We start from the raw sequence: 21,888 nt of genomic DNA, 5'->3' as shown, positions 1-21,888 counted from the left end.
GGCTAGGCCGCGCCGCCGCTGGTGGCGGGCTCGTCCGCGGGCTCGTCCGCGGGCTCGTCCGCGGGCCGGTCGGCGGGTTCGTCGGGCTCGTCAGGCTCGTCGCCGGCCGTCGCCGCGGACCGGCGCTCCGCCTGGGCGTCGCGCATCCGCTCGGCGGCGTCGTACCCGAGCGCGGCCTCGGCCGCCTCGTCGGCGAGGGCCAGGCCGGCCGTGCCGTACAGGTGGAACACCGCGTCGGCGCCGTGCCGCTCGAGCTCGGCCGCGTCGTCGTCGTACCGGGCGATGGCGGCGACCGTGCCGTCGAAGCCGCTCGCCCGCAGCTGGGACAGCGCGATGAGGTTGGCGGCGTGGAACGGCATGGCGAGGATCGCGAGGCGGACGGCGCCGGCACTGCGCACCCGGCCCCAGAACTCGATGTCCGTCGCGTCGGCCTGCACCACGGTGAAACCCTCGCCGCGCAGGGCCGCGACGCGGGTCGGGTCGTGCTCGACGCCCACGACGTCCAGGCCGTAGTCGTCGCGGAGCTGCCGGACGGCGCCGCGGCCGACCCGGCCCATGCCGAGCACCAGCGCCTCCGCGCCGGACACGTCGATGAGCCGCTCCTCGCGGTGCAGCCACTCGTTGGGCTTGGACGGGAAGCGCTTGGCGAGCGACATGGCGAACTCGTTGCCGCGCGTGTTGATCGCGGAGGACAGCACGAAGCTGGCGGCGACGGCGACGGCGAGCACGACGAGCCACTCGTCGTGCAGCAGGCCGGTCTGGGAGCCGACCGCGACGACGATGAGGCCGAACTCGGAGTAGTTGGCCAGCACCAGCCCGGACAGGATCGCCGTGCGTTTGCGCAGGCGCATCAGGCGCAGCAGCACGGCCGTGACGATCGCCTGCAGCGGCAGCATGAGCAGCAGGAGCAACCCGACCACCGCGGCCTGCCAGGTGAGCTCGCCGGAGAAGCCGATCGAGACGAAGAAGCCGACCAGCAGCAGCTCCTTGACGGTGAACAGGTTGCGGGACAGCTCGGTCGCGGCGGGGTGACCGGCCAGGAGCATGCCCATCACGAGCGCGCCGAGGTCACCCTTGAGCCCGACGGCCTCGAACAGCGCGTAGCCCGGGCCGAGCGCGACGGCCACGCCGAACAGGGCCTGCAGCTCGCCGTGGCCCACCCGCGACCACACCTTGCGCAGCAGCCAGGCACCCGGGACAAGCAGCACGAGGGCGAACGCCCACGGGCTCGGCGGGTGGTCGGAAGCAACCGACAGGAAGACGACGGCGATCAGGTCCTGCATGACGAGCACGCCGATGGCGATCCGGCCGTAGAGGGCGGACTGGTCGGAGCGGCCGTCGAGCACCTTGACCACGAACACCGTGGAGGAGAACGACAGGGCGAGCCCGAGGAGCGCGAGGACACCCAGGCCCTCGCCTGCGAGCATCGAGAAGCCGACCACGCCGAGCAGGCCGAGGAAGCCCACCGCGATCGCGACGCTGACCAGCAGGTGCGCGACGGTGGTGAACCAGACGTCCCTGCGCAGCAGCGTCTTGACGTCGAGCTTGAGGCCGATGCCGAAGAGCAGCAGCGTCACGCCCAGGTCGGCGATGGTCCCGAGGTAGGCCGGCTCCTGGACGCCCGCCGCGTGGAGCGCGAACCCGGCCACCAGGAACCCGACCAGGGGCGGCAGCCGGAGCAGCACCGCGCCCAGCCCGGCCGCGACCGTGGCTACCAGGAAGATCGCAGCGGTGGCCATGCCCCGAGTTTAGTTGTCGCGTGTTTCAGGAAACCGCCGCCTCCGCACGCAGCGCGGGTGAAAGGGTGCCCTTGTCCTCGACGGTCACGCCCTCCAGGCCCAGCCACCTGGCCATGGCGTGCAGCTCGTGCGCCAGCCGGGCCGGCGTGTGGTCCGTCAGCGTCGGTTCGGCGTGCGCCGACTGGACCCGCAGCACGCCGGCCGCCCGGTCGGCCTTGAGGTCCACGCGGGCCGTGAGCTGCGCGTCCTCGAGGAACGGGAGCACGTAGTACCCGTCGGTGCGCTGGGCGGCGGGGGTGTAGATACCGATCCGGTAGCGCATGCCGAACAGGCGCTCCAGGCGGGTGCGCTCCCAGACCAGCGGGTCGAACGGGGCGAGCAGGGCCTGCCCCGCCGCGCGCCGTGGCCGGGCGGCGTCACGGTGCAGGAACCACTTCTCCGACCCGCCGGCCACACGCGCGGGCAGCAGCACGCCGTCCTCCGCGAGCTCGGCCAGGGCCCGGTCCGCGACCGGCCCCTTGAGCCGGTAGTAGTCCTTGATGCTGCGTGCGTCGCCGATCCCCTGCGCCCGCGCGCCGAGCTCCAGCAGGGCCTTCTTGGCCTCGAGCTCGGGCACGTCGACCAGGGCCGACGGCGGCAGCACCCGCTCCGGCAGGTCGTAGAGCCGCTCGAACTGCGCGTTGCGCCCCGCCGAGACCACCTCACCGGTGAAGAACAGGTGCTCGACCACGCGCTTCTCGGTGCTCCAGTCCCACCAGGTGCCGCGCTTGCGGCGCACCGAGCGCCCCTCGGAGACGAACCGGTCGTGGATCTGGGAGGCCGACAGCGGACCCTCGGACGCCACCAGGTCGTGCACCTCGCGGACCTGCGGCGCGTCAGGCAGGCGCACGCCGTCCAGCTCGCGCCAGTCGTACTCCTCGGCGAACCACCGGCGGCGGAACGCCAGCAGCGGCCAGGCGTGCGGGGGCACGTAGGCCGCGACGTGCGCCCAGCTCTCCACGAGCCGGCGGTCCGCCACCGCGCCCCGCGTCGAGCGCCGGGCGTACCTGCCCGACACCGTGGCCCGGTCCAGCAGGTCGGTGTCGTACGGGCCCAGCCGGGAGAACAGCGGCAGCAGGTGCGCACGGGCCAGGACGTTCACCGAGTCGATCTGGAACAGGCCGAGCCGGTCGATCACGCCCTGGACGTGCCGCATGGTGCGCGGCCCGTCGGTGCGCGGGCGATGCAGGCCCTGGGCCGCCACGGCGACCCGGCGGGCCTGGTCGAAGGACATCTGGATCGGTTGCACGGCCCCATCCTGCCGCGCACCACTGACACTGACCGGCCGGAGGGATGGGTGGGCGCACAGGCCTGTGGACAACCGGCGGCAAGGCGCGCGGGCGGGCAGGGTGGTCGGGTGCGTCCCGTCCGCGAGCTCGCTCGCCTCCTGCTGCCCGTCACCTGCCCCTGCGGCGAGCTCGACGTGCCCTGGTGCGCCGGGTGCGCGGCCCTCCTGGCCGGCCCGTTCGCGCGGGTCGAGCACGGCGCGCCCCGCCTGGACCGGCTCGACGGCGTGCCGCCGGTGCCCGTGTGGGCGCTCACGCCGTACGCCGGCCCCGTGCGTGACGTCGTCGTGCACTGGAAGGACCGCGGGCGGGCCGACCTCGACCGCCTCCTCGCACCGGCGCTGCGCCGGGCCGTCGCCCGCCTGGGGCCGGTGCTCTCCCCCGCGTGCGGTGCACCCCTCGCGGTCGTGCCCGTGCCGTCCACGGGGGCCGCGCGCCGGGCGCGCGGCCGCGAGCCCGTGGCCGTCCTGGCCCGGTCGGTGGCCCTGGGGCTGCACGACGGCGGGGTGCCCGCGCGTGTGGTGCCCGCCCTCGCCCGGACCGGCCGCGGGCGTGACCAGGTGGGCCTCGGCGCACGGGCCCGCGGGCGCAACCTGAGCAGTTCCGTCCGCATGACGAGACGCGGGGCGCGGGCGCTCGGACAAAGATCCATGTGCATTCTTGTGGACGACGTGCTCACGACCGGCGCGACCCTCGCCGCCGTCGAACGGGCGCTCGAGGGCTGCGGGCACGACGTGCTGGGAGCAACCGTGCTGGCAGCGACGCCGGCCCCCGGGACGCGAGCCGCGGATCGCGGAAACGTGACCGTCGGGTGAAAGCGGCGTTCCGATCCGAACCTGAAAGTGTGACAGATCTGTGTCGTCTTGTTCACCGTTGGTTGGGACTGTCGTTACCCAGGCGACGGAGTTAGCCTGAACCTCCCACGCAAGATCCGAGGCTCGACGAAGTTGTCGGGCGCCGCGACGGGAGGTGGTTCGTGCCCGGCACCAGCAGGGGGTGCCAGACCCAGTAGAGACGGGCGCGCGCCGCCGGCAAGGGACGGCGTGGCCCAGAGTTCCCGGAGCGGAGATACGCACATGGAAATTGTCGTTGTCGGCAGGCACACGGACGTGGCAGACCGTTTTCGCCAGCACGTGGAGGACAAGCTCGCCAAGGTGGAGCTGCTGTCCCCCTACGTACGCCGGGTGGACGTGGAGGTCACGCACGAGAACAACCCGAGGCTGTCCGAGAACCGCGAGCGCGTCGAGCTCACGCTGCGCGCCAAGGGCCCGGTGATCCGCGCCGAGGCTGCGGCAGACGACCGCTTCGGCGCCCTGGACCTCGCGATCGACAAGCTGAACGAACGACTCCGCCGAGCCCGGGACCGTCGCAAGGACCACCGGAACAACAAGGTGCTCGCCCCCGTGGACGTGCGCCCGCTCGACGAGATCCTGACCGACGGCGGCTCCGGTGGACCCGAGCCCCAGATCTCGACCCCGGCAGCGCTGGCCGCGCCGGGTGACTCCGTGGAGACCACGATCGGCGACTCGCCCGTGGTGATCCGCCAGAAGCTGCACCACGCCGACCCGATGACCCTCGACGACGCGGTCTACGAGATGGAGATGGTGGGCCACGACTTCTACCTCTTCATCGACAAGGAGACGTCGCGTCCGTCCGTGCTCTACAAGCGCAAGGGCTGGTCGTTCGGTGTGATCCAGCTCGACAACCCGTGCGGCGGCGCCCCGGTCACCGACCTGACGTAGCGAGACGGTGTAGCCGAGAGGGCACGACCAGAGCAGGACGGCGGCGAGGCGGATGCGGTTCCGCCTCGCCGCCGTCGTGTCTCCCGGCCGGACCCGGCCGGACCCGGCCGGGTCAGCCGGGGTAGCTGACGAGGTCCACGTCCTCGGCGATCGGCTGCCAGACGCCGGTCTCCTCGTGCTCCAGGCTGCCGTCCTCGGTGAGCACGAGAATCCCCTCGTCGTTCACGCCCGCCGCGATCTGCACGACGTCGGTGAGCCCCGGGAGCTGGCGCGACTGCCCGGCGGTGCCGGCCAGGCCGCCGACGCCCGCGTTCCAGACGGAGGACGTCCCCTGACCGTTCCGGGTCAGGAGGGCGAGCGTGGTGAGCCCCGCCCAGCGGGCCTCCACGACGTCGGCCACCGGAGCGGCGACCGAGAGCGCCGGCGCCAGGCTGACCGGGGCGTGCTCGGCGTCGCGCACGATGCCGGCCACCTGCACCTGCCGGCCGGACGGCGTCTCGCTGACGACCGCGACGCGCGAGCCCTCCGGCGACACCGACACGCTGATCACCCTGCGGCCCTTGAGCCACTCGGGCTTCAGCTCGACCACGTCGAGCGCGTCCGTCGCCACCCGCAGCTTGCCCGCGTCGCCGCTGGTCCAGGTACTGCCGAACTTGTCCACCGACGGCGCCGCCAGGTCGGACCCCTCCAGGACCGGAACCGGGCCCTCGCCCTCGTCGAGGGAGAGGTTGACGATCCGGTCCGTGCCGTCGCGCACCACGATGGGTGTGGTCCCGGGGCTGACGGCGAGCGCGGTCGGGTCGATGCCCGACAGGTCGACGGACACGTCGTGCTCGACGAGCCGGCCGTCGTCCACCCGGAACAGGCTGTCGTCCTGGAGCACGATCGCCTGGGCGATCGTCGCCGGGAGGTCCACGTCGGCCGCGTCGACCGACAGCCGGTTCTGGTTGCTGAACAGCTCGACGGGAATCACCCGGCCGGCGCCCTCGGAGAGGGTCGCGGAGAACTGCGCCGCGATCACCGCGCGCTGCGCCGCGGGCACCTCGCTGATCTGCTCGGTGAGCCGGATCGGCACGACGTCGGCGTCGTCCCTGCTCTGGACGGAGGGCGAGACGAGCCCGGTCCCGTCCGGCACCAGGGACTGCGTGGCGCCCTGGAGCCACTCGGGCGGCCCGGCGAGGATCTGCTCCACGGCCACCTTCTGCCACAACCGGCGCGGGAACCAGCGCAGGTCGGGCACCAGGGTCGTGACCTCGTTCGCGCTCGGGAAGTACAGCCGCGTGGCCCGGTACTGGTTGGCGAAGAGGTTGGCGGGCACGAGCACACCGTTGTCGAGGGCCGAGATGCGCCACTCGCCGCCCACCATGACGAGCGTGAACCGGTAGCCGACCTCGCGCGGGCTGCCCACCTCGGTGTAGGCGCCGGTGCTGTCCAGGGTCGCGATGGTCGTCGCCTTGACGACGATCTCCACCGTGTCGGTGGTCCCGAGGTCGATCTCCTCCTCCAGCGGCTCCGGCAGCGGCGCCTCGCGGACGACGCGCACCGCCTCGTCCGGGTTCCAGGCGACCGAGACATCGGCCGTGAGGAACTCCCGGGCGGTCTGGAACTCCTTGGGCGACGTCGCCGCAGCCGCCGCAGCGCCGAGGAAGCCCGACACGATCGCCTGCGGCTCCGTGCCGGGCATGGGTCCGCGCGGCAGCATCGCGATGTCGGCCTGCGGCTCGACGGGCGCGGTGCCCACCCGGACGGGGCCGGAGGTGGGGATCTGGGCGCAGGCACCGAGCCCGACGGCGGTGAGCAGGGCGACGGCGACGGCGGCCACCGTGTTCGCCGCCCTGCGGTTCGCTGCCCTGCGCATCAGTGCACCTCCAGGTCGTTCGTCGCGGGTCTCGATCCGGCACGCTCGCCGCGCTCGTCCGGCTCCGCGAGATCCAGCCCTGCGAGCTCCGGCTCCGCGAGCTCCGGCTCCGCGAGCTCCGGCTCCGCGAGCTCCGGCTCGCCGGGCTCGGTACGGGAAGGCCTGGAGTCCGACAGACCCTGACCGGACAGGTCCGGGATCTGCGTCGGCGTCGGACCGGCGGCCGGGTGCACCGCGGGGACCTGACCCGTGCGCGCGCCGAGCCCGTGCGAGGCGGGCGCCATGGTCACCGGCGGCTCCCCCAGCTGGATGCCCGCGCTGCGCGGGAGCGTGAGGCGGAAGCTCGCCCCCTGCCCCGGGCGGCCCCAGGCGTCGAGGCGGCCCGCGTGCAGGTGGGCGTCCTCCAGGGCGATCGCCAGGCCCAGGCCGGAGCCGCCCGTGGTGCGGGCGCGCGCCGGGTCGGCCCGCCAGAACCGGTCGAACACGTGCTCGACCTCCTGCTTGGTCATGCCGACGCCGTAGTCGCGCACCACGACCGCCACCGCGCGGTCGCTCTCCGCGACCGTCACCTCGACGGGGCGCTCCTCCGCGTGCTCGATCGCGTTGACCACGAGGTTGCGCAGGATGCGCTCGATCCGGCGCGGGTCGAAGTCGGCTGCGGCGTCGCCGTCGGGCAGGCGCACCGAGACCCGGACGTCCTTGGTCTCCGCCAGCGGGGCGGCCTGCTCCACCACGGACATGACCAGGTCGCCCAGGTCGCGGCGCTCGGCGTCGAGCACGGCGGCGCCGGCGTCGAACCGGCTGATCTCCAGCAGGTCGGCCAGCAGCGACTCGAACCGGTCGATCTGACCCAGCAGCAGCTCGGCGGACCGGCTGGCGTCCGCGTCCATCTGGTCACGCGACTCGTGGATGATCTCGCTCGCCATCCGGATGGTCGTCAGCGGTGTGCGCAGCTCGTGCGACACGTCGGAGACGAACCGCCGCTGCATCGCGGAGAGCTCCTCCATGCGCCGGATCTGGTCCTGCAGGCTCTCGGCCATCTCGTTGAACGACCGCGCCAGGCTCGCCATCTCGTCGGCGCCCCGCGCGCCGGGCATGCGCTCCGAGAGGTGCCCCTCGGCGAGGCGCTCGGCCACGGTCGCGGCCCTCGTCACCGGCGTCACCGTCTGCCGGGCCATCGTCCACGTGACGACGCCGAGCAGGGCCAGCATCCCGAACCCGCCCGCGAGCAGCACGCGGTGCACGAACGACAGCGTCTCCTGCTCGGGCTCCAGGGAGTAGAGGTAGTAGATCTCGTAGCGGGCGTCGGGCGCCGCCTGGACCGTGGAGCCCACGATGACGCCAGGCCGGACCACGCTCGGGTCGTCGACCGCCGGGATGCCCACCGCCTGCAGCACCTGGTCGTCCTCGGAGGCGATGTTCGCCTGGCGCAGCTCGTCGGTGATGACCACGTCCCTCAGGTCGCCCCGGGACACGACGTCGGACACCTGCGCGGTACCGCCGGGCTCCTGCAGCAGGAAGTAGTCCTGCGCGGTGGAGCCGCTGGTGGCGGTGAGCGTCGAGACCGTGTCGTTGAGCAGGCTCTGCAGGTCGCCGTTCGACGTCGTCGCGGAGTTCGAGAAGTTCTCCGAGACCTGCGTCGTCAATGCGGCGGCCTCCCGGTCGATCGCCGCGAGCCGCTGCTCGTAGATCCCGTCCCGCACCGACGTCGACAGGTACAGCCCGAGCACCGCGATCGCCGCCAGGCCGATCGCGAGCGCGGTGGTGACGACACGCAGCTGCAGCGAGGAGCGCCACTGCGCGACCCCGCGGCGGGTGGCCCGGACCGTGACCACCCGGACCCGTGAGACCACTCGGCGAAGCCGTGTGACCAGGCCGGACGGCATCAGCGTGTCGCGCCCGCCTTGTAGCCGACGCCGCGCACCGTCAGGACGATCTCCGGGTTCTCCGGGTCACGCTCGATCTTGGAGCGCAGGCGCTGCACGTGGACGTTGACCAGGCGCGTGTCCGCGCTGTGCCGGTAGCCCCACACGCGCTCCAGCAGCACCTCGCGCGTGAAGACCTGCCACGGCTTGCGCGCCAGCGCGACGAGCAGGTCGAACTCGAGAGGGGTGAGCGCGATGCGCTCGCCGTCGCGCGTCACGGTGTGGCCCGTGACGTCGATCTCGACGTCGCCGACGACCAGCCGCTCCGGGCCCGGGTCCTCGCTGCGGCGCAGGCGGGCCTTGATCCGGGCGACGAGCTCCTTGGGCTTGAACGGCTTGGACACGTAGTCGTCGGCGCCGGACTCGAGGCCCACCACCACGTCGAGCGTGTCCGACTTGGCCGTCAGCATGATGATCGGCACGCCCGACTCGGCGCGGATCTCGCGGCAGACCTGGACGCCGTCCTTGCCCGGCAGCATGAGATCGAGCAGCACGAGGTCTGGCTGATGGGTCCGGAACATGCCCAGCGCGGAGTCCCCGTCGGCGCAGAAGATCGCCTCGATGCCCTCGCCCTTGAGGACGATGCCGATCATCTCCGCCAGTGCTGTGTCGTCGTCGACGACAAGAACTCGTACCTTCATGCCCTCCAGTGTGCCAGCCTGGTCCAGCAAACCCGGCCTTGTGGGCCCCGACCTGGCGTGTTCGGCCCAGGTTCACCCGGTGGGGGTATGCCGCGGGCCGCGGGTGGACCGCATCCCGGTACGGGGGAAAACCCCCGGACAACCCGGCGGTCGACCCCATGTCGCCGCCGCCCCGTGAGGGGCGAACCTGGCACCATGACAACCATGACCGCCGACCGGCTCGCACCCGTCGCCGTCCCGGGCGGCGCCGCGCGGCCTGGCCCCGGCTTCCTCACCGCACCGTTCGCGGCCCGCACCTGGCGCGAGCAGGGCTACCTGACGCTGGTGCTCCTGCTGGCCCCGTTCGCCCTGACCTACACGCTCTTCGCGGTCAGCTTCACGGCCGGCATCGCCGTCACGGTGGTCGGGCTGTTCGTGGCCGGGGCCGTCGTGGCCGGTGGCCGCGGCTGGGGCGCGATGTACCGCGGTCTCGCCCGCGACCTGCTCGACCTCGACGTCGCCGTGCCCGCCCCGTACGTCCGGCCGCGCGGCTTCTGGCGCACGATCGGCTCCCTGATCGGCGACGCCACCGGGTGGCGCGCCCTGCTGTTCATGTTCGTCACCTTCCCCCTCGCCATCCTGTCCTTCGTCACGAGCATCACGTTCCTGGCCACCGGCCTGGGCGGCCTGACCTACTGGTTCTGGTACCGGTACCTGCCGGAGCAGACCGGCAGCGACGGCGCGCTGCACCGCGGCGCCCAGTTCGGCGACGCCTACTTCCTCGACACGCCGCCGCGCCTGGCCCTCGCCGCGCTCGCCGGGCTGCTGCTGCTCCTCTGCTGGCCGTGGATCACGCGGATGTTCGCGCTGCTCTTCCGGGTGCTCACCGCCGGCCTGCTGAGCCCCACCCGGGCGAGCCTGCGGGTCGCCGAGCTGGAGCGGTCCCGCACCGGCACCGTGGACGACGCCGACGCCCGCCTGCGCCGCATCGAGCGCGACCTGCACGACGGCACGCAGGCCCGCCTGGTCGCCGTCGCCATGCAGCTCGGCGAGGCGCGCGAGCAGCTGGCCGACGGCGGCGACGTCACCCAGGCCGCCGAGCTGGTCGACACCGCGCACGCGTCGACCAAGGAGGCGCTCACCGAGCTGCGCGAGCTGGCCCGGGGCATCCACCCGCCGGCGCTCGACAGCGGCCTCGGCGTGGCGCTGGAGACCCTCGCGGCACGGTCGGCCCTGCCCGTCACCGTCGACGTGGACCCGAGCGTCGAGGCGGACGGCCGCCTGGCCCCGGCGCTGGAGTCGATCGCCTACTTCAGCGTCGCCGAGCTCGTCACGAACGCGGCCAAGCACGCGCGCGCCTCCGGCGTGTACGTGCTGGTCGAGCCCGCGGCCGGCGCCGGCGGCGCCGGGGCGGCGCTCCGGATCCGGGTGCGCGACGACGGCCGCGGCGGCGCCGTGGTCGTCGCGCCCGACGGCTCGGGTCTTCGGTCCGGCCTGGCCGGGCTGGCCGACCGGGTGCGGTCCGTCGACGGCACGTTCGACCTGTCCAGCCCCGCCGGTGGGCCTACGGTGGTCACCGTGACCCTGCCCACCCCCAGCCCGTCCGGACGCCCGTGACCGGCCCGGCCGACCCGACGTCCGGCACCGGCACCACCGGCACCGGTCTGCGCGTGATCGTCGCGGAGGACTCGGCGATCCTGCGTGACGGCCTCGCCGCGCTCCTGACGCGACGGGGCCACACCGTGACCGGCGTCGGCGACGGGAACGCGCTGGAGCGCGAGGTCGCCCGCGCCGTCCGGGAGGAGTCGCTGCCCGACGTCGTCGTGGCGGACATCCGCATGCCGCCCACCTTCACCGACGAGGGCCTGCGGGCCGTGCTGAGCCTGCGCGCCCGGCACCCGCGCCTGCCCGTGCTGCTGTTCTCGCAGTACGTGGAGACGCGGTACGCGAGCCGGCTCCTGGCCGGCGACGCACGCGGCGTCGGCTACCTGCTCAAGGACCGGGTGGCCGACGTGCGCGACTTCGTCGACGCGCTCGGCCGCGTGGCGCAGGGCGCCACGGTGCTGGACCCGGAGGTGGTCACGCAGCTCATGGGCTCCGCTCGGCAGGACACCGCCCTGGACCGCCTGTCGGCCCGGGAGCGCGAGGTGCTGGGTCTGATGGCGCAGGGCCGGTCCAACAAGGCGGTCGCGGACCTGCTGCACCTGTCGGCCGGGGCGGTCGAGAAGAACGTCGCGGCCATCTTCACCAAGCTGGACCTGCCGCAGGACGCCGCCGACCACCGCCGGGTCCTGGCCGTGCTCCGCCACCTCGGCGTGTGACCGCGGGCGGAGCCCACGACCGAAAACCGATAGACCCCCTAACGTTTCTTGTCTAGCATGTGTCCGATTCGGCATGGACCGGATGAACCGGACAAGTGGACAGGGGAGATCTATGGGCAGAACGCAGAGGTTGCGCCTCGCGGCCATGGCGGCCGCCGTGACCGTCACGGCGACGGTGGCCGTCGTCCCGACGGCCTGGGGCGCGGCCGCCACCGGCGCGCCGCCGGCCCGGGTGGCCAAGACCGCCGACACCGGGATCGTGTCGGCGGTCGCGCCGGTCCTGAAGGCGGACGGCGCCTCCCGGCGCACCTACTCCGCCCAGGAGCTGCAGCGGGTCGACGCGGAGGGCGGCGACCCCGCCGTGCTGGAGTACTGGACGGAGGAGCGGATGGCGGCAGCGAAGCCGTTGGACGCCCCCGGGGACCCCGCGCTCGTCGAGAAGATGGCGAAGGGGGTCGCCGCGGAGCTCATGGCCGGCACCACGGTGGGCCGCGCGGGCGGCCTGCCGGCGGCCCCGCTGGGCGACGACGCCCAGGACGGCAAGGTCGTGACCCGCCCGGTGGCACCCGAGGGCGCCCCGGCGGGCGGGGCGCAGACCCAGTCGATCAACACGTTCCCGATCAGCACCGGCAAGCTCTTCATCGGTGGCTACGGGAGCGGGAGCTACTGCTCGGCGGCCACGATCAACACCAGGTCGAAGCGGGTGGTGATCACCGCCGGGCACTGCGTGCACGAGGGCCGGGGCGGTACCTGGCACAGCAACCTGGTCTTCGTGCCGAGGTACGACGGCACCGCGGCCGACCCGACGCCCTACGGGACGTTCCAGGCGCGCACCCTGCACACCTTCAAGACCTGGATCCAGAAGGGCGGCACGGCGCAGGGCTGGTACCGCGACGTCGGGATGATGACCACGTTCGCGAACGAGGCGGGGCAGCGCGTGGTCCCGGCCGTCGGCGGCAACGGGCTGAAGATCGACCAGTACTACCGCTGGCCGGTGAAGGTCTTCGGGTACCCGTCGAACCGCGACTACGGCGAGGTGATGTGGGGCTGCCAGGGCATGACCCGCAAGAGCAGCGTCGCGGCCCGCACCTCGCTGATCAGCGGGTGCAACTTCGGCACCGGGTCCTCCGGCGGCCCGTGGGTGTGGCACTACAGCGACCGCACGCGCCTGGGGTACGTCCGCGGGGTCACCTCGTACGGGACCCCGCAGAACCGGTCCATCGGCGCGCCGCACTTCGACAGCGCGGTGCACCGGCTCGCCGTCCAGACCAACGGGTGAGCAGCAGCGCCCGGCCGCCTCGTGCGGCCGGGCGCTGTGCTCGTCCGGGTCGGCCGGCGGCCGCTCCGTGAGAGCCGGTCGGTCAGAGCCGGCCGGCGGCCTTGAGGGCCAGGTACTCGTCGGCGAGCCGCGGCGCGAGGTCGTCCGGCAGCGCCTCGACGACGTCGGCCCCGTAGCGGCGCAGCATCGTGGTGACCGCGGTGCGCTCCAGGTCGCCCCGGGCCGCGGCCGCGGCGTCGTACACGTCGGCAACCGTCTCGCGGCCGGCGCGCAGCGCCGCCACCTCCTCGTCCGCGACGGAGGCGACGACCACGGTGTGGTCGCGGGCGAGCTGGTCCACCACGGGCAGCAGGCCGTTCTCCACCGCCGCCGGGTCCAGGGTGGTGAGCAGCACCACCAGCGCGCGCTGCGTCATCCGGGTGCGCACCTGCGCCACCACGCCCGGCCAGTCCGTCTCCAGCAGCACGGGGTCCACGGTGGCCAGCGACTCCGCCAGGGCCGGCATGAGCCGGGGTCCGGCGGCACCCGCCACCCGCGCCCGCACGGTGCGGTCGAACGCCACGAGCTCCACGCGGTCGCCCGCGTGCCCGGCCAGCGCCGAGAGCAGCAGCGCCGCCTCGATGCTGGCGTCCAGGCGCGGCGCGCCCGTCGAGTCGGCCGCGCCCACGCGGGCCGCGGCCGTGCGGCCGGTGTCTAGGACGATCAGCACGCGCCGGTCCCGCTCGGGGCGCCAGGTGCGCACCACCACCTCACGACGGCGGGCGGTGGCCCGCCAGTCGATCGAGCGGACGTCGTCGCCCACCACGTACTCCCGCAGCGAGTCGAACTCCGTGCCCTCGCCGCGGATCTGCACGGCGGCGCGGCCGTCCATCTCCCGCAGCCGAGCCAGGCGCGACGGCAGGTGCTTGCGGCTGGCGAACTCCGGCAGCACGCGCAGCCGGCCCGGGACAGGCAGCGTCACCTGGCGGCCGGCCAGGCCCAGCGGCCCGAGGCTGCGGACGGTCACGCCGCCCGCCGCCCGGTCGCCGCGCCGCGTCGGCACGAGGACGGTCGGCAGGCGCGCGGCCTCGCCGTCGGGCAGGTCCACGTGGTGGCGCCCCGGCCCGCCCGACGCCGGGCGCACGCGGTCGGACCTGCCCCGCCCCGGACCCGCACCGGCCGACGGGCCCCACGCGTCCCGGACCACCGCCCGCAGGCGCCGGCCGGACGCGTTGCGGACCACGAGCTCGCTCGTCGCCTCGGAGCGCAGCCGGACCGACGCCGGCACACGCCGCTGCACCGCCACGCGGCGCGGCGAGGCGGCCAGGACGACGTCGGCCACGCACACCAGGACCACGAACGTGGCCCAGACCAGCACCGTCCCGTTGGCCGGCAGGAGCAGCACGGGCACCACGCCGAGCCCCATCAGGGCGGCGGCCCGCCACGTCACGACCATGCGGCCCTCAGCGCGGCACGGGCACGGAGGCCAGCACCGTGTCCAGCACGCCCTCGGCGGTGACGCCCTCGAGCTCGGCCTCGGCGCGCAGCTGCACGCGGTGCCGCAGCGTCGGGTGGGCCAGCGCCTTGATGTCGTCCGGCGTCACGAACGAGCGGCCCGACAGCCACGCCCAGGCCCGCGCCGTGCGCAGCAGCGCGGTGGCGCCACGCGGCGAGACACCGAGCGAGAGCGACGGCGAGAACCGCGTGGCGCGGCACACGTCGACGGCGTAGCCCAGCACCTCGCGCGACACCTGGACGCGCGCGACCTCGGCGCGGGCGCGCTCCAGCACCCCGGCGTCGGCCACGGGCGTGACGCCGGCGGCCGCCAGGTTGCGGGGGTCGAACCCGGCGGCGTGCCGGGCCAGGACCTCGACCTCCTGCTCCCGCTCGGGCAGCGGCAGCACGAGCTTGAGCAGGAACCGGTCGAGCTGGGCCTCGGGCAGCGGATAGGTGCCCTCGTACTCGACGGGGTTCTGGGTGGCGATGACCAGGAACGGGTCCGGCAGCGGGCGCGGCGTGCCGTCCACCGACACCTGACGCTCCTCCATCGCCTCCAGCAGGGACGCCTGGGTCTTGGGGGGCGTGCGGTTGATCTCGTCCGCCAGCACCAGGTTGGTGAACACCGGTCCCTCGCGGAACGAGAACTCGGCCGTGCGCGCGTCGTAGACGAGCGAGCCCGTCACGTCGCCCGGCATGAGGTCGGGCGTGAACTGGATGCGCTTGGTGTCCAGCTTCAGGGCCGCCGCGAGGGTGCGGACCAGCAGCGTCTTGGCGACACCCGGCACACCCTCCAGGAGCACGTGGCCCTGGCACAGCAGCGCGATGAGCAGGCTGGTCACGGCCGCGTCCTGCCCGACGACGGCCTTGCCCACCTCCGTACGGACCGCCGCCAGGGCGGAGCGCAGCTCCTGCGACGGGGCGGGCGGCTGGGCCGGGGCGGGCGCGGCGTCGACCGGGCCGGCCGCGGCCGGGCCGTTCACCGGCACCGTCTGCACGGTCTGGGCGGCCGGGGCGGCGGGCGCCCCGGGTTGCCCGGCCTGCGGGTCGGACGTCGGCTCCGCGGGCCGGCTCGCGCTCTGCGCGGGGAAGGCTGGTTCGGTCACGGTCGGTGGACCTCGCTCTCCAGGGTGTCGAGTCGGCGCACGAGCTCGGCGAGCGCGGCGTCGTCAGCGGGCGGTGGGCCGTAGAGCAGGTCTGCCACCTGCTGCGACGGGCGGTTCGTGGCGGCCACGACGGCGTCGACCACGGTGTTGGCGTCGGACGAGCGGGCCAGACCGAGGCGCGAGGCGATCCGGTCGGCGGACGCCGCCCTCAGGCCGGCGGCGGCGTGCCCGCGGGCGCGGGCGGCCCGGTACAGGCGAGCGCGACCGCGCGTGGCCTCGGCCGAGCGGACGAGCACCGGCAGGTCCTCGACGACCAGCGGCCCCATGCGGCGCACGCGCCAGAGCGCGAGCAGCACCGCGGCCAGCAGGGCCACCAGGGCGACCGGCGCGGAACCGGGCGGCATGACCGCGTTCACCTGGCCACGTTCGGCGGGGGTGGGCTCGTCGCTGCCGGTGGTGATGTCCATCGGGTCCGGGACCAGCCAGACGAGGTCCTCGTTCTGGCCGAGCATCCACAGCGCGAGCGCCGAGTTGCCCTCGTCGAGGACGGTGCCGTTGCGGAGCACCGCGGGGTCGCTGACCACGGTCACCGACCGGTCCGGGAAGTCCAGGCGGGCGTAGGCGAACGCGCCGGCGCCGTCCGGCCAGCACAGGACCGGGCGCACGTTGTCGCCGGCGGCGGACGCGTCGTACAGACCGGGCGCCAGCGTGACCGCGCCCGCCGCCTGCGCCGCAGGGTCGTCGCACTGCGGCTCGACCGGGTCGGGCCGCTCGCCGTAGGTGATGTCGAGCTTGTCGCGGCTCACGCCCGCGACCATGCTGTAGTCCGGGTTGAGCACGACGAGGTCGGCACCCGTGCGGTTGAGCGCGGAGACCTGGTCGTCCGCGAAGAACGACGGGTTCGGCGTGACCAGGAGCGTGCTGTCCGGCCCGGCCGCGGCGACGGCGTCGGCCACCGAGGTGACGTGGGTGATGCGCACGCCCTGGTCCTTCAGGACCTCGGCCACGGCCATGGCCCCGTCCGGCTCCGGGTTGTCCGGCGCGTTGGGCTCGGCGGACGTCGGTGTGCGGACCACCGCGAGGAACAGGACGAACAGGGCGACCGCGGCGAGCACCGTCAGCGGCCAGCGCATCCGGCGCCACCGGCTCGCGGCGCGTGACCGGCCCGTGGTGTCGTCGCCGATGACCACCGGCGGCTCGTCGACCGGCCCCGTGGCCGCGACCGGCGTCGCCGAGGGCGGCGTCGGGGCGGGCGGCGCGGGGGCGTACGGGGAGGGCAGCTGCGTGGTCATGCGGACACCCCCGGCTTCTCGTGGGCGCCCCGGGCGGCGTCCGCGGGCTCGTCGTCGTGCGTATCGGGGCCGGAGCCCGTGCCGGTAGCGGTCGCGGGGACCGCCGCGGGCCGGGCCGCGGTGACCTGGCCGTCGAGCTCGCGGAGCGCGGCGTCGTCCGCCGCCGTGGCGACCCGGTCGCCGTACTCGACGCCGTCGAACAGGTCGGCGCCCGAGCGCAGGCCGGCGGCCTGTCCGGGCAGGCGCTCGCCCGCGTCGCCCGCCGCCTCCTGCGCCGTGCGGCCGGGTCGCGGCTCGATGATCACCCGCTCCTCCAGGGACCGGACGACGGCGCGGAAGCGTTCCACGGCCGCCGTCCGCCAGTCGCCCGACGCCGCCGCGGCGTCGGCCGCGGCGCGCATCTGCGCGGCCGTCCGCGCGTCGTCGGCGTCGAGCACCTCGGCCTTTCCCGTCCGGTCGCGGCCGAGCCGCACCGGTCCGGCGATCAGCCAGGCGATCACCAGGACGACCACGGCGACGACCGCGAGGACGATCCCGAGCTGGGGCCCCGACATCGCGGTGTCGGGCCAGTCGATGCCGTTCAGCCAGTCCAGGACCCAGCGGATCACGCGCGACAGCAGCGACTCGCGCTCCGCGTACTCGGGGCGCTGCAGCTCGCTCGTCAGCCACTCGCGTGCGGTGTCCCGGTCCGGGACGACGGGCAGATCGGCCCTCATGTCACTTGTCCGCCGCGGCTGCGGCCGCGGCCTGCAGCTGCACGTCCAGTCCCTCGCGACGCATCCGGGTGTCGATGTAGAGCAGGGCGGTGACGCCACCGAGGAACAGGACGCTCATGCCGCCCGTGATGACGTAGGTGACCCCGTAGCTGACGGCCACGGCCACGTCGCTGGCGGACATCATCGCCAGGCCCAGGACGGCGCCGATCGGGAGGGACACGATCTGACCGATCACGCTCAGGATGATCGAGGTCAGCAGGTAGATGCCGAGCACCCGCCAGAACGAGCCGCGCGAGAGCTTCCAGGCGCGGGTGAACGTCGCCCAGAAGCCGCCGCCCTCGACCGCGAGCGCGGGCGGGACGAGGATCACGCGGGTGAACGCCCAGACGCCGGCCACCACGAGCCCGGCGAGCACGACGAGCAGGCCGACCACGCCGAGCGTCGGGTCCACGGAGAACAGCCCGACGACGATGCCGACGGCGAGCACGTAGGCCACGAGCACGACGAGGGTGCTCAGCAGCGAGAAGCCGATCAGGAACCAGGCCCGCTTGGCGACGCGCCGCCACGCGTCGGACACCGAGATCTTGCGGCCGATGACCGAGTCGCTGACGGAGACGGCCATGACGCCCATGGCGAGGGGCGAGGCGAGCATGAGCAGCAGGCTCGTGCCGAGCAGCGACCCGTAGGTCACCCCCAGCATGTCCTGCGTGAACCCGAGGTCCTGCATGGCCGGGTCGTTCTCGAGCTCCGCGAAGAAGCTGCCCCACAGGTCGGTGAACCAGGTGGTCAGCGGGATGCTGAGCAACGTGCCGATCGCGACGGCCACGACCACGATGATGGCCGTGAGCCCGAGCGTGACGGCAGGGTTGTGCCGCACGGCGCCGAACGCGCCGTCGTACAGCTCGCCCAGGGTGAGCGGGCGCAGCGGGACGATGCCGGGCTTGTCGGCCGCGGGCCGGTAGCCCGGGAGGGCGCCGCCGGGCGCGTGCTGGCCGTACTGGGTCTGCCCGTACTGGTTCTGACCGTACTGACCGGCGGGCCCGGCCGGCGGCGTCCCGTACTGCGGCTGCTCCGGCGCCTGCGGGGCCGACGGGTCGTACCCGGGCGCGTACTGCCCGTACCGCGGCGGCTCGCCCCAGCCCGTGGGCTGGGAGCCTCCGGGCTGCGGGGGCGTCGGCTGCGCCGGCTGGTCGGGTGCGCTCTCGGGCGTCGTCATGGGGCGTGCTCCGGGTGTCGTCTGCGGTGGTGCCTGTGCGCCGCAACCCTAGTACGCGGTACTGACAGGGGGCGGCGTAATTCGAGCGTGCGGGCGGGTCGCCACGCGACCGTCACCCCGCTGTGACCACCGTAGCGCCGGCCTCGTGCTCCGCGAGGTCGCCGGTCGCGCCGGCCCGGACGGCGCGCCCGCCCAGCACGTACACGTAGGCCCAGAACCCGGCGAGCACGATCGCGCCGATGACGATCTTGAGCCACCAGTACAGCTCGGAGCCGGTCACGAAGCCCTCCACGAGGCCCGAGACCGCCAGGGCCACCGCGAGCCCGATGACCGTGGTGATCAGGGCACGCCCCTCGGCGGCCATCGCGACCGACCGCTTGCGGTGCCCGGGGTCGATGAGCGTCCAGAACAGCCGCAGGCCCGCCGCGCCCGCGACGAAGATGCAGGTCAGCTCCAGCAGGCCGTGGGGTGCGATGAGCGTGAGGAACAGGTCGAGCTCGTCGTGCGCCGCCATCATGCCGCCGGTGGCGCCGATCTGGACCGCGTTCTGCCACAGCACGTTCAGGGTGAAGAAGCCGGTGATCCCGCCGGCGACGGCCTGCGCCGCGATCCAGGCGTTGTTGGTCCAGACCACGGCGGCGAACCCGATGCCCGGGTCGTAGTAGGAGGCGAAGGCGTTGTTGACGTACTCCTCCTGGGCGGACGGCGGCATCAGGGAGTTCATCGCGTCGGCGTCGGACGCGATGTAGACGCCCGCGACCACCGCGACGAGCACGCAGGCGGCCGTCACCGCGTGCGACCACCACCGGATCCGGTAGAACGCCGCGGGCAGCGACACCACGGCGAACCGCACCACCTCGCGCCACGCGGGCTCGTGCGACCCGGCGATGCGGGTGCGCGCCCGGTTGAGCACGTCGGACAGGCGGGTCACCAGCGCGGGGTCCGGCGCCGCCGACCGGACCGTCGACAGGTGCGTGGCCACCGACTGGTACAGGCGCACCAGCTCGTCCGACTCGGCACCGTCCAGCCGGCGTCGGGAGGCGAGCTCCTTGAGGCGGTCCCACTCTGCGGCGTGCACGGCGGTGAAGGCGTCGATGTCCACGACGGTAGTCTGCCGCACAGGGACCGCGGCACGTCCCGAGGCCCGCACCATCCGACAGCACCCCGGACCGGAGGAATCGTGCAGGACGGCATCGTCATCGGCGAGGGCGTGGTGCTGGACGCACGCCCGGCGTCGTTCATCACGCGCGCCATGGGCGCGATGCTCGACTTCCTCGTGATCGGCGCGGTGATCACGGCCGTCCTGGTCGTCGGCGCGGTCTGGTTCCTGGAGAACGCCGTGCTGGGCGAGGACATCGCGGCGATCGTCTACGTGCTGGCGAACGTCGTGGTCATGGTGGGCATCCCGGTCACGGTCGAGACGCTCTCGCGCGGCCGGTCGGTCGGCAAGCTCGCCTGCGGCATCCGCGTGGTGCGCGACGACGGCGGCCCGGTCCGGTTCCGGCACGCGCTGGTGCGGGCGCTGATCGGCGTGATCGAGCTGTGGCTGACGTTCGGCGGCATCGCGGCGATCGCGTCGCTGTCCAACGCGAAGGGCAAGCGCCTCGGCGACCTCGCGGCCGGCACGTACGCGGTGCGGGTGCGGGGCGGCAAGCCGCCGTCGGCCCCGGTCGTGATGCCGCAGTCCCTGGCCGCGTGGGCGCACACCGCGGACATGCGCCGCCTGCCGGACGGGCTGGCGCTGGCCGCCCGGCAGATGCTGGGCCGCGCCGCCCGGCTCGCGCCCGAGTCCCGGGCCCGGCTGGCCGACGACCTCGCCGGCCGCATCGAGCCGTACGTCGCCCCCGGTCCGCCGCCGGGAACGCACCCCGAGGCGTTCCTGCACGCGGTGCTCGCCGAGCGCCGCGAGCGCGAGCTCGACGCGGGTCAGCGGGAGCGCCGGCGGGCGCTGGAGCAGGCGGAGCTGCTGCACCGCCTCCCGTTCGCGGTGGCCGACCCGCCGCGCTGAGCCGGCTCGCGGCGCCCCCGACACCCGGCCAGGTCGGGCCGGCCCTGTCAGGTCAGGTCAGGTGCGGACGTCGTCCCAGGCCCGCATCAGGCCACGTGAGCGCAGCGCCGCCGAGCAGCGCAGCAGACCGGCCTGCACTGCCCGGCGCAGCCGGGCCGACGTCGGCCGCTCGATGCCGTAGTGGATCGCGACCGCCAGGCCGAGGCTCAGCGCGCCCGCGGCGAAGAGGGCGACCGTGCGCGTGGTCTCGTGGGCCAGCACGTCGATGACGGCGTACCCGAACTGGGTGTGCACCAGGTACACGGGATAGGTCAGGGCACCGACGGTGCCGAGCACGGTCGCGACCCTGCGGGGTGGTGCCGTCCTGCCGCGGAGCGTCGTCGCCCAGACGGCCACGACGCTGGCCAGCATGATCATCACGGCGATGACCGGGTCCACGGTGACGCCCTGCAGGTCGGACGCGCGGCCGGCGGCCTCCTGCACCCGCATCACGCACAGGACCAGGCCGCCCGCGAGCAGCGCGCTCGTGACCAGGTCGAACCCGTCCCGGTAGGCGAGGAAGAGCAGCATGCCGACGGCGAAGTACGGGGCGTAGACCGGCACGAGCCAGTCGGCGAGCCAGTGGGCGCCGAGCTCCTGCGCGGCCCAGCCGGCGAGCGGCCAGAGGGTGGCGAAGGTCAGCACGCGGTTGCGGGTGAGCGGGCCGAGCGCCAGCACCACGAGCACCAGCAGGTAGAACTTGAGCTCGACCAGCAGGGTCCAGAACACGACCTGGACACCGGTGACGTCGAAGAGGTCCTGCACCATCGTGAGGTTGACCAGGGTCTCGGTGAGGTCGGTCTGCCGGCCGCCGGACCAGAACTGCTGCAGGCCGACCGTCAGCACGATGCACGCCCAGTACGCCGGGAAGAGGCGGCCCACCCGGGAGGCGACGAAGCCGGCGATCCCGCGGCCGTCGGCGCTGAGCATGATCACGAACCCGGAGATCATGAAGAACAGCTCGACGCCCAGCCAGCCGTACCGGGTGACCTCGTTGAGCAGCGGGAACGCCCGGTCGGGGTCGGCGCCCCAGTAGCTGGTGACCGTCGAGGTGGCCGTGAAGTGGTAGAGCAGCACGGCGGCCGCGGCGCCGAAGCGCAGGCCGTCCATGGCCACGAGCCGGCCGGTGATCTTCCGGCGCGGGCTGCCCGTGGTCTCGGGATTCGCCTCGGGAACGGATGCGGTCAGGCTCTCGTCAGGACGGGTCATCGCCGCCGACCTTAGAT

General features: G+C 74.0%; 18 protein-coding genes. 6 read left to right on the top strand and 12 right to left on the bottom strand.

Annotation, left to right across the window (positions count from 1 at the left end):
* Window positions 1–2 precede the first annotated feature (2 nt).
* Window positions 3–1,739, bottom strand: a complete 1,737-nt coding sequence (locus tag QRN56_RS26365; protein WP_502928843.1) for a cation:proton antiporter domain-containing protein — start codon at window positions 1,737–1,739, stop codon at window positions 3–5.
* Between the two features lie 25 nt (window positions 1,740–1,764).
* Complete coding sequence (locus QRN56_RS26360) at window positions 1,765–3,027, bottom strand: winged helix-turn-helix domain-containing protein (RefSeq protein ID WP_285108304.1); 1,263 nt, start codon at window positions 3,025–3,027, stop codon at window positions 1,765–1,767.
* Window positions 3,028–3,135: 108 nt separating this feature from the next.
* Between QRN56_RS26360 and QRN56_RS26355 the strand changes: the two genes are divergently transcribed.
* Window positions 3,136–3,879, top strand: coding sequence for a ComF family protein (locus tag QRN56_RS26355; RefSeq protein WP_285108303.1), 744 nt, complete (start codon window positions 3,136–3,138; stop codon window positions 3,877–3,879).
* A 261-nt stretch (window positions 3,880–4,140) separates the two neighbouring features.
* The gene (gene hpf / locus QRN56_RS26350) at window positions 4,141–4,806 is read left to right on the top strand and encodes a ribosome hibernation-promoting factor, HPF/YfiA family (RefSeq protein WP_285108301.1); all 666 of its coding nucleotides are present in this window, start codon (window positions 4,141–4,143) and stop codon (window positions 4,804–4,806) included.
* Between the two features lie 112 nt (window positions 4,807–4,918).
* Here the strand turns inward: hpf and QRN56_RS26345 are convergent, their stop codons facing one another.
* Genes QRN56_RS26345 through mtrA form a run of 3 tightly spaced genes read right to left on the bottom strand, consistent with a single transcriptional unit; the run spans window position 4,919 to window position 9,230 of the window.
* The gene (locus tag QRN56_RS26345; RefSeq protein WP_285108299.1) at window positions 4,919–6,664 is read right to left on the bottom strand and encodes an LpqB family beta-propeller domain-containing protein; all 1,746 of its coding nucleotides are present in this window, start codon (window positions 6,662–6,664) and stop codon (window positions 4,919–4,921) included.
* Window positions 6,664–8,517, bottom strand: coding sequence for an MtrAB system histidine kinase MtrB (gene mtrB / locus QRN56_RS26340; RefSeq protein WP_285108297.1), 1,854 nt, complete (start codon window positions 8,515–8,517; stop codon window positions 6,664–6,666). Before mtrB ends, QRN56_RS26345 begins: the two co-directional genes overlap by 1 nt.
* A 32-nt stretch (window positions 8,518–8,549) precedes the next feature.
* Entirely contained in the window at window positions 8,550–9,230 is a 681-nt protein-coding gene (mtrA, locus tag QRN56_RS26335; protein WP_182619134.1) for an MtrAB system response regulator MtrA, read from the bottom strand.
* A 195-nt stretch (window positions 9,231–9,425) separates the two neighbouring features.
* Between mtrA and QRN56_RS26330 the strand changes: the two genes are divergently transcribed.
* From QRN56_RS26330 to QRN56_RS26320, 3 genes are all read left to right on the top strand, one after another.
* Window positions 9,426–10,826, top strand: a complete 1,401-nt coding sequence (locus tag QRN56_RS26330) for a sensor histidine kinase (protein ID WP_285108295.1) — start codon at window positions 9,426–9,428, stop codon at window positions 10,824–10,826.
* A 47-nt stretch (window positions 10,827–10,873) separates the two neighbouring features.
* Complete coding sequence (locus QRN56_RS26325) at window positions 10,874–11,530, top strand: response regulator (RefSeq protein ID WP_285108438.1); 657 nt, start codon at window positions 10,874–10,876, stop codon at window positions 11,528–11,530.
* 112 nt (window positions 11,531–11,642) lie between these two features.
* Window positions 11,643–12,809, top strand: coding sequence for a trypsin-like serine peptidase (locus tag QRN56_RS26320; protein ID WP_285108294.1), 1,167 nt, complete (start codon window positions 11,643–11,645; stop codon window positions 12,807–12,809).
* Window positions 12,810–12,891: 82 nt separating this feature from the next.
* Here QRN56_RS26320 and QRN56_RS26315 read toward each other — a convergent pair whose 3' ends face one another.
* The 6 genes from QRN56_RS26315 to QRN56_RS26290 all read right to left on the bottom strand — a co-directional run bounded on the left by QRN56_RS26315 (window position 12,892) and on the right by QRN56_RS26290 (window position 19,717).
* The gene (locus tag QRN56_RS26315; RefSeq protein ID WP_285108292.1) at window positions 12,892–14,244 is read right to left on the bottom strand and encodes a DUF58 domain-containing protein; all 1,353 of its coding nucleotides are present in this window, start codon (window positions 14,242–14,244) and stop codon (window positions 12,892–12,894) included.
* 7 nt (window positions 14,245–14,251) lie between these two features.
* Window positions 14,252–15,391, bottom strand: a complete 1,140-nt coding sequence (locus QRN56_RS26310; protein ID WP_285108291.1) for an AAA family ATPase — start codon at window positions 15,389–15,391, stop codon at window positions 14,252–14,254.
* Window positions 15,388–16,683 carry a DUF4350 domain-containing protein gene (locus tag QRN56_RS26305; protein WP_285108289.1) on the bottom strand — a complete coding sequence of 432 codons (1,296 nt, stop codon included), beginning with the start codon at window positions 16,681–16,683 and terminating at the stop codon, window positions 15,388–15,390. The genes QRN56_RS26310 and QRN56_RS26305 overlap by 4 nt, the downstream gene beginning before the upstream one ends.
* Entirely contained in the window at window positions 16,680–17,399 is a 720-nt protein-coding gene (locus QRN56_RS26300) for a DUF4129 domain-containing protein (protein ID WP_285108287.1), read from the bottom strand. The genes QRN56_RS26305 and QRN56_RS26300 overlap by 4 nt, the downstream gene beginning before the upstream one ends.
* Before the next feature lies 1 nt (window position 17,400).
* On the bottom strand, window positions 17,401–18,615 hold the full coding sequence (locus QRN56_RS26295; RefSeq protein ID WP_285108286.1) for a DUF7544 domain-containing protein: 1,215 nt from the start codon (window positions 18,613–18,615) through the stop codon (window positions 17,401–17,403).
* Between the two features lie 112 nt (window positions 18,616–18,727).
* Window positions 18,728–19,717, bottom strand: coding sequence for a stage II sporulation protein M (locus tag QRN56_RS26290; protein ID WP_285108284.1), 990 nt, complete (start codon window positions 19,715–19,717; stop codon window positions 18,728–18,730).
* Window positions 19,718–19,795: 78 nt separating this feature from the next.
* On the opposite strand from QRN56_RS26290, the gene QRN56_RS26285 reads away from it, so the two are divergent.
* The gene (locus QRN56_RS26285) at window positions 19,796–20,623 is read left to right on the top strand and encodes an RDD family protein (RefSeq protein WP_285108282.1); all 828 of its coding nucleotides are present in this window, start codon (window positions 19,796–19,798) and stop codon (window positions 20,621–20,623) included.
* 57 nt (window positions 20,624–20,680) lie between these two features.
* Here the strand turns inward: QRN56_RS26285 and QRN56_RS26280 are convergent, their stop codons facing one another.
* On the bottom strand, window positions 20,681–21,871 hold the full coding sequence (locus QRN56_RS26280; protein ID WP_285108281.1) for an acyltransferase family protein: 1,191 nt from the start codon (window positions 21,869–21,871) through the stop codon (window positions 20,681–20,683).
* Window positions 21,872–21,888: the final 17 nt, after the last annotated feature.

The organism is Promicromonospora sp. MEB111, assembly GCF_030209445.1.
GTDB lineage: Bacteria > Actinomycetota > Actinomycetes > Actinomycetales > Cellulomonadaceae > Promicromonospora.
This window is presented reverse-complemented; position numbering and strand designations above follow the sequence as displayed.

Coding starts and splice junctions, on each gene's coding strand:
- QRN56_RS26365 (WP_502928843.1), bottom strand. CDS start 1,739: ATGGCCACCGCTGCGATCTTCCTGGTAGCCACGGTCGCGGCCGGGCTG.
- hpf (WP_285108301.1), top strand. CDS start 4,141: ATGGAAATTGTCGTTGTCGGCAGGCACACGGACGTGGCAGACCGTTTT.
- QRN56_RS26345 (WP_285108299.1), bottom strand. CDS start 6,664: ATGCGCAGGGCAGCGAACCGCAGGGCGGCGAACACGGTGGCCGCCGTC.
- mtrA (WP_182619134.1), bottom strand. CDS start 9,230: ATGAAGGTACGAGTTCTTGTCGTCGACGACGACACAGCACTGGCGGAG.
- QRN56_RS26330 (WP_285108295.1), top strand. CDS start 9,426: ATGACAACCATGACCGCCGACCGGCTCGCACCCGTCGCCGTCCCGGGC.
- QRN56_RS26320 (WP_285108294.1), top strand. CDS start 11,643: ATGGGCAGAACGCAGAGGTTGCGCCTCGCGGCCATGGCGGCCGCCGTG.
- QRN56_RS26315 (WP_285108292.1), bottom strand. CDS start 14,244: ATGGTCGTGACGTGGCGGGCCGCCGCCCTGATGGGGCTCGGCGTGGTG.
- QRN56_RS26305 (WP_285108289.1), bottom strand. CDS start 16,683: ATGACCACGCAGCTGCCCTCCCCGTACGCCCCCGCGCCGCCCGCCCCG.
- QRN56_RS26300 (WP_285108287.1), bottom strand. CDS start 17,399: ATGAGGGCCGATCTGCCCGTCGTCCCGGACCGGGACACCGCACGCGAG.
- QRN56_RS26295 (WP_285108286.1), bottom strand. CDS start 18,615: ATGACGACGCCCGAGAGCGCACCCGACCAGCCGGCGCAGCCGACGCCC.
- QRN56_RS26280 (WP_285108281.1), bottom strand. CDS start 21,871: ATGACCCGTCCTGACGAGAGCCTGACCGCATCCGTTCCCGAGGCGAAT.